The sequence below is a fragment of the Parageobacillus sp. KH3-4 genome, assembly GCF_022846435.1.
GTDB classification, from domain to species: Bacteria; Bacillota; Bacilli; order Bacillales; family Anoxybacillaceae; genus Parageobacillus; species Parageobacillus thermoglucosidasius_A.
This window is the reverse complement of the sequence record NZ_AP025627.1, coordinates 3,565,371-3,578,160: the sequence shown is the minus strand read 5'-3', so window position 1 is coordinate 3,578,160 and position 12,790 is coordinate 3,565,371. Positions and strand designations below refer to the sequence as shown.

Sequence of the window (12,790 nt, the reverse complement as noted above, 5' to 3'; positions counted from 1 at the left end):
TAAAAAAAAGTAAGGAGCAACGAAAATGAAACAAAGTGATTTGCAACGTCTTGTCGAAAAAGTATCTTTGCAATTTTTTCAAAAACCTTTTAAACATACAGCGACATTCAATCCGCGCCTGCGAACGACAGGAGGACGTTACATATTACAAACTCACAACATCGAACTGAACAAAAAGTATTATGAAGTGTTTGGGGAAGAAGAACTTATTGCTATCATTAAACATGAATTGTGTCATTATCACCTTCATTTAGAAGGAAAAGGATACCGCCATCGCGACCAAGACTTTCGCGATTTATTGCGACAAGTTCAGGCTCCCCGCTATTGTCGTCCCCTTCCACAACAAGCGCGCCAAAGAACAAAAAAGGTGTACGTGTATGTTTGTTCCGATTGCGGTATAAAATATAGACGGAAAAAGCGGATAAATACAGACAAATATGTTTGCGGGCGATGCCATGGAAAACTAATGTTGGATAACGAGAGGGATAGGGGAAACGAGCAGGCTTTGCCATAGCTTCATTTTCATACATTGCCGTGAAAGAAGCTTTTTGCAGGTGAACGTAAAAATTGGTCGAATCCTATTGTTGTGTAAAATCCATCCCTCAGTCCAGCAAACTTGGATCTTCGGAAAATAAAACCGCTTTTTTTCAGTTTTTTACACAAATTCAGGGACTTAATCCGAAAATTTTTGTTCAAAAAGTGTTGACAGCTATTCTTTATATATGCTAAATTATAAAAGCCGTCGCTAAAAGGCGATGAATGATAAATGAAAAACAAAAGCCATTGACAACTATCTATTCGCTCAATATAATAATGAATGTCGGTTGTGCAAGTCTATTATTTTAATTTAAATAATAGAAAGTTGCAATAAAAAGCAATTTCTAGTGATATGCATCGTTTCTCTAAACGTGCGATAAGTTGCCCTGATGCTGGCGCTTTTGGAATCGCTAGCCGGGAAAGGGATGGATTGATAAGTAGTTTGATTTATTCCGCAATAGCTCAGCGGTAGAGCAACCGGCTGTTAACCGGTAGGTCGTAGGTTCGAATCCTACTTGCGGAGCCTTGGAGAAGTACCCAAGTGGCTGAAGGGGACGGTTTGCTAAACCGTTAGGTCGTGTCTTTACGGCGCGCGGGTTCAAATCCCGCCTTCTCCGCCACTTTTCGATATATTTTATCCGTGGCCCGTTGGTCAAGTGGTTAAGACACCGCCCTTTCACGGCGGTAACACGGGTTCGAATCCCGTACGGGTCACTGTGAATGGGTGTTGGGAATATAAAGCACCAACCCCATTTTATTGATGGTCCCGTAGTGTAGTGGTTAACACGCCTGCCTGTCACGCAGGAGATCGCGGGTTCGAGTCCCGTCGGGACCGCCATTTGGGTATGTCATTCATATACATTGGGCTATAGCCAAGCGGTAAGGCAACGGACTTTGACTCCGTGATGCGCTGGTTCGAATCCAGCTAGCCCAGCCATGAGCCATTAGCTCAGTAGGTAGAGCATCTGACTTTTAATCAGAGGGTCGGAGGTTCGAATCCTCCATGGCTCATTTTTGCGGGTGTGGCGGAATTGGCAGACGCACCAGACTTAGGATCTGGCGCCTTACGGCGTGGGGGTTCAAGTCCCTCCACCCGCACTTTAATGGATACGCGGTCGTGGCGGAATGGCAGACGCGCTAGGTTGAGGGCCTAGTGGGGGCAACCCCGTGGAGGTTCAAGTCCTCTCGACCGCATAAAAATTATATATTTGATATATTTGCGCTCGTAGCTCAACTGGATAGAGCGTCTGACTACGGATCAGAAGGTTAGGGGTTCGAGTCCTCTCGAGCGCGCCATTCGGGAAGTAGCTCAGCTTGGTAGAGCACATGGTTTGGGACCATGGGGTCGCAGGTTCGAATCCTGTCTTCCCGATTTATTTCACTAGCATAAACATGCGGGTGTAGTTTAGTGGTAAAACCTCAGCCTTCCAAGCTGATGTCGTGGGTTCGATTCCCATCACCCGCTCCATATCATTTTTATGATGTTCCTTGAAAACTGAACAAAACGAAGCGTCCACATAGAAAAGCGAAGGCGACTGATTAGCCCCGACAGGCACTGGAGGGCTCGCGAGGAGGCGGTTGCCGCCACAGCGAGACCGAAGCGTCCCGAGGGGCTAGGAGCCGGAGCTAGACAATAAGAAAAGCGGAGGCGCCTGGCACCTTGGTGTCGGCGCTGAAGCTGAAGTTAAGCCAATCCACTTTCTTTTTGGAGAGTTTGATCCTGGCTCAGGACGAACGCTGGCGGCGTGCCTAATACATGCAAGTCGAGCGGACCGGGCGGAAGCTTGCTTCTGCTTGGTTAGCGGCGGACGGGTGAGTAACACGTGGGTAACCTGCCCGTAAGACCGGGATAACTCCGGGAAACCGGAGCTAATACCGGATAACACCGAAGACCGCATGGTCTTCGGTTGAAAGGCGGCTTCGGCTGCCACTTACGGATGGGCCCGCGGCGCATTAGCTAGTTGGTGAGGTAACGGCTCACCAAGGCGACGATGCGTAGCCGGCCTGAGAGGGTGACCGGCCACACTGGGACTGAGACACGGCCCAGACTCCTACGGGAGGCAGCAGTAGGGAATCTTCCGCAATGGACGAAAGTCTGACGGAGCGACGCCGCGTGAGCGAAGAAGGTCTTCGGATCGTAAAGCTCTGTTGTTAGGGAAGAAGAAGTGCCGTTCGAACAGGGCGGCACGGTGACGGTACCTAACGAGAAAGCCCCGGCTAACTACGTGCCAGCAGCCGCGGTAATACGTAGGGGGCGAGCGTTGTCCGGAATTATTGGGCGTAAAGCGCGCGCAGGCGGTCCCTTAAGTCTGATGTGAAAGCCCACGGCTTAACCGTGGAGGGTCATTGGAAACTGGGGGACTTGAGTGCAGAAGAGGAGAGCGGAATTCCACGTGTAGCGGTGAAATGCGTAGAGATGTGGAGGAACACCAGTGGCGAAGGCGGCTCTCTGGTCTGTAACTGACGCTGAGGCGCGAAAGCGTGGGGAGCAAACAGGATTAGATACCCTGGTAGTCCACGCCGTAAACGATGAGTGCTAAGTGTTAGAGGGGTTACCCCTTTAGTGCTGTAGCTAACGCGTTAAGCACTCCGCCTGGGGAGTACGGCCGCAAGGCTGAAACTCAAAGGAATTGACGGGGGCCCGCACAAGCGGTGGAGCATGTGGTTTAATTCGAAGCAACGCGAAGAACCTTACCAGGTCTTGACATCCCCTGACAACCCTGGAGACAGGGCGTTCCTCCCTTCGGGAGGACAGGGTGACAGGTGGTGCATGGTTGTCGTCAGCTCGTGTCGTGAGATGTTGGGTTAAGTCCCGCAACGAGCGCAACCCTCGCCCCTAGTTGCCAGCATTCAGTTGGGCACTCTAGGGGGACTGCCGGTGACAAACCGGAGGAAGGTGGGGATGACGTCAAATCATCATGCCCCTTATGACCTGGGCTACACACGTGCTACAATGGGCGGTACAAAGGGCTGCGAACCCGCGAGGGGGAGCGAATCCCAAAAAGCCGCTCTCAGTTCGGATTGCAGGCTGCAACTCGCCTGCATGAAGCCGGAATCGCTAGTAATCGCGGATCAGCATGCCGCGGTGAATACGTTCCCGGGCCTTGTACACACCGCCCGTCACACCACGAGAGCTTGCAACACCCGAAGTCGGTGAGGTAACCCGCAAGGGAGCCAGCCGCCGAAGGTGGGGCAAGTGATTGGGGTGAAGTCGTAACAAGGTAGCCGTACCGGAAGGTGCGGCTGGATCACCTCCTTTCTAAGGACATCATCGTGAAAATAAAGTGGACGCGGAGTTTTGTTCAGTTTTGAAGGAACATTGGTTGTTCCTTCAAATGCTTTGCGCCTGCGTCTATGAACGGATGCAGGAGAAATCAATTGGTTCCTTGAAAACTAGATAACCGAAAGGAAGAAGCCGGGAAGCGAAGGCGGCGAAGATAAAGCCGGGTTTCGCATGGTTAAGTTAGAAAGGGCGCACGGTGGATGCCTTGGCACTAGGAGCCGATGAAGGACGGGGCAAACGCCGAAACGCTTCGGGGAGCTGTAAGCAAGCGTTGATCCGGAGATGTCCGAATGGGGGAACCCACTGCCCGTAATGGGGCAGTATCCATACCTGAATCCATAGGGTATGGAGGGCACACCCGGGGAACTGAAACATCTCAGTACCCGGAGGAGAAGAAAGCAACCGCGATTCCCTGAGTAGCGGCGAGCGAAACGGGAACAGCCCAAACCAAGAGGCTTGCCTCTTGGGGTTGTAGGACCACTCAGATGGGAGTGACAAAGGAACGGGGTAGACGAAGCGGTCTGGAAAGGCCCGCCAGAGAAGGTGACAGCCCTGTAGTCGAAACTTCGTTCCCTCCCGAGTGGCTCCTGAGTACGACGGGACACGGGGAATCCCGTCGGAAGCAGGGAGGACCATCTCCCAAGGCTAAATACTCCCTAGTGACCGATAGTGAACCAGTACCGTGAGGGAAAGGTGAAAAGCACCCCGGAAGGGGAGTGAAAGAGAACCTGAAACCGTGTGCCTACAAGTAGTCAGAGCCCGTTGATGGGTGATGGCGTGCCTTTTGTAGAATGAACCGGCGAGTTACGATGACGTGCGAGGTTAAGTCGAAAAGACGGAGCCGCAGCGAAAGCGAGTCTGAATAGGGCGCATAGTACGTCGTCGTAGACCCGAAACCAGGTGATCTACCCATGCCCAGGGTGAAGGTAGGGTAACACCTACTGGAGGCCCGAACCCACGCACGTTGAAAAGTGCGGGGATGAGGTGTGGGTAGGGGTGAAATGCCAATCGAACCTGGAGATAGCTGGTTCTCCCCGAAATAGCTTTAGGGCTAGCCTCAAGGGAAGAGTCTTGGAGGTAGAGCACTGATTGAGCTAGGGGCCCTCATCGGGTTACCGAACTCAGTCAAACTCCGAATGCCAACGACTTATCCTTGGGAGTCAGACTACGAGTGATAAGATCCGTAGTCGAGAGGGAAACAGCCCAGACCACCAGCTAAGGTCCCTAAGTGTACGTTAAGTGGAAAAGGATGTGGAGTTGCCCAGACAACCAGGATGTTGGCTTAGAAGCAGCCATCATTTAAAGAGTGCGTAATAGCTCACTGGTCGAGTGACTCTGCGCCGAAAATGTACCGGGGCTAAACGTACCACCGAAGCTGTGGGATGACCGATGGTCATCGGTAGGGGAGCGTTCTAAGTGCGCCGAAGCGAGACCGGAAGGACTCGTGGAGCGCTTAGAAGTGAGAATGCCGGTGTGAGTAGCGAAAACAGAGGTGAGAATCCTCTGCACCGAAAGCCTAAGGGTTCCTGAGGAAGGTTCGTCCGCTCAGGGTTAGTCGGGACCTAAGCCGAGGCCGAAAGGCGTAGGTGATGGGCAACAGGTCGAGATTCCTGTACCACCTCCTCACCGTTTGAGCGATGGGGGGACGCAGGAAGGTAGGGCGAGCAGGCTGCTGGAATAGCCTGTCCAAGCGGTTAGGCCGCCAGATAGGCAAATCCGTCTGGCAACAAGGCGGAGCCGTGATGGCGAAGGGACCTTTGGTCCCGAAGTCCCCGATCCTACACTGCCAAGAAAAGCCTCTAGCGAGGTGGGAGGTGCCCGTACCGCAAACCGACACAGGTAGGCGAGGAGAGAATCCTAAGGTGCGCGGGAGAACTCTCGTTAAGGAACTCGGCAAAATGACCCCGTAACTTCGGGAGAAGGGGTGCTCTCTTGGGTCTCAAGCCCGAGGGAGCCGCAGTGAAAAGGCCCAAGCGACTGTTTATCAAAAACACAGGTCTCTGCGAAGCCGAAAGGCGAAGTATAGGGGCTGACACCTGCCCGGTGCTGGAAGGTTAAGGGGAGCGCTTAAGCCGCAAGGCTGAAGGTGCGAACCGAAGCCCCAGTAAACGGCGGCCGTAACTATAACGGTCCTAAGGTAGCGAAATTCCTTGTCGGGTAAGTTCCGACCCGCACGAAAGGTGTAACGACTTGGGCACTGTCTCAACGAGAGACCCGGTGAAATCATACTACCTGTGAAGATGCAGGTTACCCGCGACAGGACGGAAAGACCCCGTGGAGCTTTACTGCAGCCTGATATGGAATTTTGGTATCGCTTGTACAGGATAGGTGGGAGCCTGGGAAGCCGGAGCGCCAGCTTCGGTGGAGGCGGCGGTGGGATACCACCCTGGCGGTATTGAAATTCTAACCCGCACCCCTTATCGGGGTGGGAGACAGTGTCAGGTGGGCAGTTTGACTGGGGCGGTCGCCTCCCAAAAGGTAACGGAGGCGCCCAAAGGTTCCCTCAGAATGGTTGGAAATCATTCGGAGAGTGCAAAGGCAGAAGGGAGCTTGACTGCGAGACGGACAGGTCGAGCAGGGACGAAAGTCGGGCTTAGTGATCCGGTGGTTCCGTATGGAAGGGCCATCGCTCAACGGATAAAAGCTACCCCGGGGATAACAGGCTGATCTCCCCCAAGAGTCCACATCGACGGGGAGGTTTGGCACCTCGATGTCGGCTCATCGCATCCTGGGGCTGTAGTCGGTCCCAAGGGTTGGGCTGTTCGCCCATTAAAGCGGTACGCGAGCTGGGTTCAGAACGTCGTGAGACAGTTCGGTCCCTATCCGTCGCGGGCGCAGGAAATTTGAGAGGAGCTGTCCTTAGTACGAGAGGACCGGGATGGACGCACCGCTGGTGTACCAGTTGTCCCGCCAGGGGCACCGCTGGGTAGCTATGTGCGGAAGGGATAAGCGCTGAAAGCATCTAAGCGTGAAGCCCCCCTCAAGATGAGATTTCCCATCGCGAAAAGCGAGTAAGATCCCTCGAAGATGACGAGGTCGATAGGTCCGAGGTGGAAGCGTGGCGACACGTGGAGCTGACGGATACTAATCGATCGAGGACTTAACCAAGCGGAAAAACGGAAGCCGCCCAGCGAAACGGTTTCTTCCGAACGGACGGTTATCTAGTTTTGAGGGAACGAATCCCTCTTGACAAAAGAGATGATTGAAATATAATAATACCTGTCAGAAATACTTGCCTAGTGACAATAGCGGAGAGGAAACACCCGTTCCCATTCCGAACACGGAAGTTAAGCTCTCCAGCGCCGATGGTAGTTGGGGCCAGCGCCCCTGCGAGAGTAGGTCGTCGCTAGGCTATTATTATGATTATATATTGCCGGGGATGGAGCAGCGGGCCTAAGCTTCGGTGAATCCGCTGCGAGTTGTCCCGACGCATGTAACATCGCTGAATAAGCTAGAAGAGGAAGGGACAACGTATAATTATTCCTTATCTATCGTCGCGGGGTGGAGCAGTCCGGTAGCTCGTCGGGCTCATAACCCGAAGGTCGCAGGTTCAAATCCTGCCCCCGCAACCAATAATTGGTCCCGTAGTGTAGTGGTTAACATGCCTGCCTGTCACGCAGGAGATCGCGGGTTCGATCCCCGTCGGGACCGTTTAAATTTGGATAAAGCTTTTATGTTAAAAACGAAACAACCGATGTTTCGTTTTTTACCCTTAGGAAGTGGCTTCCTAAGGTTTTTTTATTTTTTGACTGAAATGGGCAGCTAACTTTTGTTGTTTTTGTATGTCTATTGTCAATTCATTGATGTCATATGGCGAACTCATCCTTCATGAAGATTAACAAAGAGTTTTACTCATTAGAAAAATGGTATGGATGTTTCTTTATTGAATGGGAAAGTGGTAACAAGCGGCAATAATATGATAAAATTTCAGAAGCGAAGGTTATTATTATAAATGCAAAGGTGGAACGTGATGGAACGCTATGAACTGATTGTGCGCTCTCCTGAGGAAACGATGCATCTTGCGGCAAAATTTGGAGAAAAGCTAATGGAAAAAGATGTCATTACGTTAGAAGGGGATTTAGGCGCGGGGAAGACGACGTTTACAAAAGGGCTGGCCAAAGGACTAGGAGTAAGAAAAACGGTTAGCAGTCCTACCTTTACGATCGTCAAGGAATATAAAGGCCGCCTCCCTCTTTATCATATGGATGTGTATCGTTTGGAAGATACAATGGAGGATCTCGGTTTTGACGAATATTTTGACGGAGACGGCGTGACTGTCGTCGAATGGGCACATCTCATCGAACCGCAACTGCCGCCGGAAAGACTGAATATTTATTTGTTTCACCATGGCAATGATGAACGAAAATTGGTAATTGAACCAATCGGAAAACGATATGAACAGCTATGTAAGGAGATTTTAGAGTCATGAAAATATTAGCGATCGATACATCAAATGTGGCAATGGGCGTCGCGTTAGTGGAAGAAGATATCGTAAAGGGAGAAATAGTGACAAATATAAAAAAAGACCATTCCGCGCGTTTAATGCCGGCGATTCAGTCTTTATTAAAAGATTGCGGCGTGTCTCCCCACGAACTAGGGTTAATTGTCGTCGCGAGAGGACCGGGATCTTACACGGGAGTGCGCATCGGGACAACGATCGCAAAAACGTTGGCGTGGGCATTGAAGATCCCAATTGTAGGTGTGTCCAGCCTTGAAGCGTTGGCGGCAAACGGAAGGTATTTTTCCGGTGTCATTTCCCCATTTTTTGATGCGAGAAGAGGGCAAATTTATACAGGATTATATCGTTATAACGACGGTCAGCTGGAATGCATAGAAAATGACCGGATCGTTTTGGCTGATGAATGGGCGCGCAAACTGCAGGAAAGGCAGGAGAGAGTGTTATTTATCGGATCCGATATCGCGTTGTATAAGGAAACATTTCAGCAACAACTTGGCGGTTTTGCACAATTTGCACCGCCATCGTTACAGCTGCCTCGCCCAGGTGAGTTGGCGTTGCTCGGAAAAAATAAAGAAAAAGAGGACGTTCATACTTTTGTGCCTAATTACGTTCGCCTTGCTGAGGCAGAAGCAAAATGGCTTGCCAAGCAAAAAGGGGAAAACAAATATGGGGATGAAAATTCAGTTTCGCTCAATGACCTTAAATGATATTGATGCAGTGTTGCAAGTGGAGCATGCCTCTTTTACGGTCCCTTGGAGCAGAGAATCGTTTTATCATGAACTTGTTTATAATCGTTATGCTAAATATATCGTCATGGAACATAATGGCCGCATCATCGGCTATGCGGGAATGTGGGTCGTGATTGATGAAGCACATATTACAAATGTAGCTGTATTGCCTGAATATCGTGGCAAAAAATTAGGGGAAGCGCTAATGCGCAAATTGATGGAAACGGCGAAACAACTCGGCGCCGTTACGATGACGTTAGAAGTTCGGGTTTCTAACCATGTGGCCCAATCTTTATATCGAAAATTGGGGTTTCTTAATGGCGGAATCCGCAGACAATATTATCCGGACAATTTAGAAGATGCTCTTGTAATGTGGGTGAAATTAGCATGAATCATGACATATATGTACTTGGAATTGAAACGAGCTGCGATGAAACTGCAGCGGCAGTAGTGAAAAATGGGACAGAAATTTTGTCCAACATCGTCGCTTCACAAATGGAAAGCCATAAGCGCTTTGGCGGAGTCGTTCCAGAAATCGCCTCGCGCCACCATGTCGAGCAGATTACGGTCGTTATTGAAGAAGCGATGAATGAGGCTGGCATTTCATTTCAACAGTTGAGCGCTATTGCGGTAACGCAAGGCCCGGGATTAGTTGGCGCGCTTTTAATTGGTGTGAACGCGGCGAAAGCGTTAGCATTTGCCTATGGTCTTCCTCTTGTAGGCGTACATCATATCGCCGGACATATTTACGCGAATCGCCTTGTCGCGGACATGAAGTTTCCGTTATTGTCGCTCGTCGTTTCTGGCGGACATACGGAACTTGTGTACATGGAGGAGCATGGCAAGTTTCAAGTTATCGGTGAAACTCGTGATGATGCAGCGGGAGAAGCGTATGACAAAGTGGCGAGGGCGCTAAACCTCCCTTATCCAGGCGGACCGCATATCGACCGTCTGGCACATGAAGGGAAGGTGACGATTGATTTGCCACGGGCATGGCTGGAGGAAGGGTCGTATGACTTTAGTTTCAGCGGATTGAAATCAGCGGTATTAAACACGCTCCATAATGCGAAGCAACGCGGGGAACATGTCGATCCGAAAAATATGGCAGCCAGCTTTCAAGCGAGCGTCATTGACGTGCTTGTGACCAAAACTGTCAATGCGGCAAAAGAATATAATGTGCGTCAAGTGCTGCTTGCGGGTGGAGTCGCAGCAAATAGAGGCTTGCGAGCGGAGTTGGCGCGAAAAATGGCCGAATTGGACGATATCGAGTTAGTCATTCCGCCATTATCGCTCTGTACCGACAATGCAGCGATGATTGCAGCGGCAGGAACCGTTTTGTTTGAACAAGGAAAGCGCGCTGATATGGCATTAAATGCCGATCCAAGTTTAGAATTAGCATAAACGTTAGCGAAAGGACTTCTTTCCAGGAAATTCTTGGAGGAAGTTCTTTTTTATAGAACGAAACGAAAGATTATTTTGAATGTTCGTATAATAGAAACAAAGATAAATTTTTTATCAAAAAAATAATCGGTGTGAATATATTTATCCACAAATTGTGGATATTGTGGAAAAACAGAAATAATCTTGTTTTATTAAGGAGAAAATAACCACAAATTTTCCCCAATAAAAGCGGAATTTTTTGTGGATAATGTGGAAAAGTCGGTGAATAACTCGGATTACGGGAAAGGAATTGGGGATAACTTTGTGGGTATGTGACTAATTAAAAAACATCCACGGTTGTACAAACACGCGGATGTTTTTTGCCCATTATTATTCTAATGTATGAAGTGTTTCCCATTCTTCCAGTAATTTTTCTAATTTGTCCTTCATTTCTTCATTCTCTTTTGTTAATTGTTGTACTTTTTCGTGATCTTGGTAAATGTTCGGATCGCATAATTGCTCGTCGATATGCGCGATTTGCTGTTCTAATTCACTAATTTCTGTTTCAATCTCTTCAATGCGCCGTTTGCGCTGCCGTTCTAGTTTTTTCGCCTCTTTTTCCTGTTCGTAGCTAAGTTTCGATGATGATTCTTCATAAGAGCGGTCTGTTCGTTTCTCGGAAGCGAGGCGCTGTAGCTCAAGCATTTCCGCTTTTTTTGCGATATAGTAGTCATAGTCTCCTAAATACTCGGTAATCCCGTCGCTAGAAAGTTCATATATTTTCGTGGCGATTCGGTTAATAAAATAGCGGTCGTGCGAAACAAATAAAATAGTTCCGGGATATTCGATTAAGGCGTTTTCGAGCACTTCTTTGCTGTCTAAATCAAGATGGTTTGTCGGTTCGTCGAGAATAAGGAAATTCGCTTTTTGCATCATTAATTTGGCAAGCGCCAGCCTTGCTTTTTCGCCGCCGCTTAGCGCCGATACAGGTTTCAGCACGTCGTCGCCGGAAAATAAAAAATTACCAAGTACTGTCCGAATTTCTCTTTCCGTTTTTTCGGGATATGCATCCCAAAGTTCGTCTAAAACGCGCTTATTGGACGACAAATCTGCTTGATTTTGGTCGTAATAGCCGATTTGCACGTTCGAACCGTAGCGGAAACGCCCTGCTTGTAGCGGAAGTTTGTTTACGATCGCTTTTAGCAGCGTTGACTTTCCGATTCCGTTCGGTCCGACAAGCGCGATGCTTTCGCCGCGTGCGATGCGGAAGCGAATGTTGCGGATGAGCGGTTTGTCCATATCATACCCGACCGCGACGTCTTCGGCGATCAGCACGTCATTTCCGCTTTGCCGTTCAATATCGAAAGAAAAGGAAGCAGATTTTTCATCACCTATCGGCTTTTCTATTATTTTCATTTTTTCCAACTGCTTTCGCCGGCTTTGGGCGCGTCTCGTTGTAGAGGCACGGGCAATATTACGTTGAATAAAGTCTTGAAGCTTTGCGATTTCTTCTTGCTGTTTTTCGTACAGTTTTCGCTCCCGTTCGTATTCGGCCGCTTTTTGTTCTAAGTAACGGCTATAATTTCCCGTGTACCGTTTCAATGTGGTACGCGATAGCTCGTATACTTGGGTGGCGACTTTATCGAGAAAGTAACGGTCGTGGGATACGACGAGAATGGCGCCAGGATATGTTTGCAAATATTGTTCGAGCCATGTTAATGTCTCGAGATCTAAATGGTTTGTCGGTTCGTCCAAAATAAGCAAATCCGGCTTCATTAAAAGCAATTTTCCAAGCGCCAGCCGAGTCCGCTGCCCGCCGCTTAATGATTGAACAGGAGTTGTCATATAATCATATTGCGAAAATTGTAAACCGTGCAACACCGAGCGGATATTGGCTTCGTATTGATAGCCGCCTTGTTCTTTATAGTGCTCTTGTAATGCATCGTAATCTTTTAACAGCTTTTCGTAGCGAGAAGAATCGGCGAGCAAGTCAGGATCACCCATTTGCCGCTCCATCTCGCGCAATTGAGTTTCCATTGCTTTCAGCGGAGCGAATACCGTCATCATTTCTTCCCAAATCGATAAAGAGGAGTGCAGCCCGCTATCTTGCGCGAGATATCCGATCGATACTTCCTTCGGTTTGATGATTTCCCCGCTGTCGTAAGACATTTCGCCGGCGATAATTTTTAATAATGTCGATTTTCCCGCCCCGTTTCTTCCGACGAGAGCAATTCGGTCTTTTGATTGTATTTCTAATTTTATATTCGATAAAATAAGGTCAGCACCGAAATATTTTGTCAATTGATTGACTTGTAAGATAATCATTGTCGTTCACCTCTCGTTTAACAATAATAGTGTAGCGTAACTTGTTTTCTTATCGCAATAAAACGATAAAAGACAGAT

Annotated in this window: 6 protein-coding genes, 13 tRNA genes and 3 rRNA genes; 21 read left to right on the top strand and 1 reads right to left on the bottom strand. The window is 49.1% G+C overall.

Annotated elements, in window-relative coordinates:
* Window positions 1-25 precede the first annotated feature (25 nt).
* The 21 genes from MWM02_RS18185 to tsaD all read left to right on the top strand — a co-directional run bounded on the left by MWM02_RS18185 (window position 26) and on the right by tsaD (window position 10,408).
* Complete coding sequence (locus MWM02_RS18185; protein ID WP_064552701.1) at window positions 26-514, top strand: SprT family protein; 489 nt, start codon at window positions 26-28, stop codon at window positions 512-514.
* A 474-nt stretch (window positions 515-988) separates the two neighbouring features.
* A tRNA-Asn gene (locus MWM02_RS18180) sits at window positions 989-1,060 on the top strand.
* A gap of 4 nt (window positions 1,061-1,064) precedes the next feature.
* Window positions 1,065-1,157: transfer RNA gene (locus tag MWM02_RS18175), tRNA-Ser, on the top strand.
* 22 nt (window positions 1,158-1,179) lie between these two features.
* Window positions 1,180-1,251: transfer RNA gene (locus tag MWM02_RS18170), tRNA-Glu, on the top strand.
* A gap of 48 nt (window positions 1,252-1,299) precedes the next feature.
* Window positions 1,300-1,375 (top strand) — tRNA-Asp (locus tag MWM02_RS18165).
* A 24-nt stretch (window positions 1,376-1,399) separates the two neighbouring features.
* Window positions 1,400-1,474: transfer RNA gene (locus MWM02_RS18160), tRNA-Gln, on the top strand.
* A gap of 1 nt (window position 1,475) precedes the next feature.
* A tRNA-Lys gene (locus tag MWM02_RS18155) sits at window positions 1,476-1,548 on the top strand.
* Between the two features lie 5 nt (window positions 1,549-1,553).
* Window positions 1,554-1,635 (top strand) — tRNA-Leu (locus tag MWM02_RS18150).
* A gap of 13 nt (window positions 1,636-1,648) precedes the next feature.
* Window positions 1,649-1,731: transfer RNA gene (locus tag MWM02_RS18145), tRNA-Leu, on the top strand.
* A gap of 25 nt (window positions 1,732-1,756) precedes the next feature.
* A tRNA-Arg gene (locus MWM02_RS18140) sits at window positions 1,757-1,833 on the top strand.
* Window positions 1,834-1,835: 2 nt separating this feature from the next.
* Window positions 1,836-1,909 (top strand) — tRNA-Pro (locus MWM02_RS18135).
* A gap of 22 nt (window positions 1,910-1,931) precedes the next feature.
* Window positions 1,932-2,005: transfer RNA gene (locus MWM02_RS18130), tRNA-Gly, on the top strand.
* A 234-nt stretch (window positions 2,006-2,239) separates the two neighbouring features.
* Window positions 2,240-3,796, top strand: a 16S ribosomal RNA gene (locus MWM02_RS18125).
* 197 nt (window positions 3,797-3,993) lie between these two features.
* Window positions 3,994-6,928: ribosomal RNA gene (locus tag MWM02_RS18120) — 23S ribosomal RNA — on the top strand.
* A gap of 127 nt (window positions 6,929-7,055) precedes the next feature.
* A 5S ribosomal RNA gene (gene rrf, locus MWM02_RS18115) occupies window positions 7,056-7,172 on the top strand.
* The 16S, 23S and 5S rRNA genes sit together here with 13 tRNA genes alongside, the layout of an rRNA operon.
* Before the next feature lie 143 nt (window positions 7,173-7,315).
* Window positions 7,316-7,392: transfer RNA gene (locus MWM02_RS18110), tRNA-Met, on the top strand.
* Between the two features lie 6 nt (window positions 7,393-7,398).
* A tRNA-Asp gene (locus MWM02_RS18105) sits at window positions 7,399-7,471 on the top strand.
* A 319-nt stretch (window positions 7,472-7,790) separates the two neighbouring features.
* On the top strand, window positions 7,791-8,249 hold the full coding sequence (gene tsaE / locus MWM02_RS18100) for a tRNA (adenosine(37)-N6)-threonylcarbamoyltransferase complex ATPase subunit type 1 TsaE (RefSeq protein ID WP_064551414.1): 459 nt from the start codon (window positions 7,791-7,793) through the stop codon (window positions 8,247-8,249).
* Window positions 8,246-8,986 (top strand): tRNA (adenosine(37)-N6)-threonylcarbamoyltransferase complex dimerization subunit type 1 TsaB, encoded by a 741-nt coding sequence (gene tsaB, locus MWM02_RS18095; RefSeq protein WP_244402628.1) that lies wholly within the window; start codon window positions 8,246-8,248, stop codon window positions 8,984-8,986. Before tsaE ends, tsaB begins: the two co-directional genes overlap by 4 nt.
* Window positions 8,946-9,398: a ribosomal protein S18-alanine N-acetyltransferase gene (rimI, locus tag MWM02_RS18090; protein ID WP_244402627.1), complete on the top strand. Its 453-nt coding sequence runs from the start codon at window positions 8,946-8,948 to the stop codon at window positions 9,396-9,398. Before tsaB ends, rimI begins: the two co-directional genes overlap by 41 nt.
* Window positions 9,395-10,408 (top strand): tRNA (adenosine(37)-N6)-threonylcarbamoyltransferase complex transferase subunit TsaD, encoded by a 1,014-nt coding sequence (gene tsaD, locus MWM02_RS18085; protein WP_244402626.1) that lies wholly within the window; start codon window positions 9,395-9,397, stop codon window positions 10,406-10,408. Before rimI ends, tsaD begins: the two co-directional genes overlap by 4 nt.
* Window positions 10,409-10,777: 369 nt before the next feature.
* On the opposite strand, the gene MWM02_RS18080 is transcribed toward tsaD, so the two are convergent.
* A complete protein-coding gene (locus MWM02_RS18080; RefSeq protein ID WP_064551418.1) occupies window positions 10,778-12,712 on the bottom strand; it encodes an ABC-F family ATP-binding cassette domain-containing protein in 1,935 nt (644 codons plus the stop codon).
* Window positions 12,713-12,790: the final 78 nt, after the last annotated feature.

Bases quoted from the DNA above. Each gene is read 5' to 3' on its own strand.
- tsaD (WP_244402626.1), top strand. From the start codon at position 9,395: ATGAATCATGACATATATGTACTTGGAATTGAAACGAGCTGCGATGAA.
- tsaE (WP_064551414.1), top strand. From the start codon at position 7,791: ATGGAACGCTATGAACTGATTGTGCGCTCTCCTGAGGAAACGATGCAT.
- MWM02_RS18185 (WP_064552701.1), top strand. From the start codon at position 26: ATGAAACAAAGTGATTTGCAACGTCTTGTCGAAAAAGTATCTTTGCAA.
- tsaB (WP_244402628.1), top strand. From the start codon at position 8,246: ATGAAAATATTAGCGATCGATACATCAAATGTGGCAATGGGCGTCGCG.
- MWM02_RS18080 (WP_064551418.1), bottom strand. From the start codon at position 12,712: ATGATTATCTTACAAGTCAATCAATTGACAAAATATTTCGGTGCTGAC.
- rimI (WP_244402627.1), top strand. From the start codon at position 8,946: ATGGGGATGAAAATTCAGTTTCGCTCAATGACCTTAAATGATATTGAT.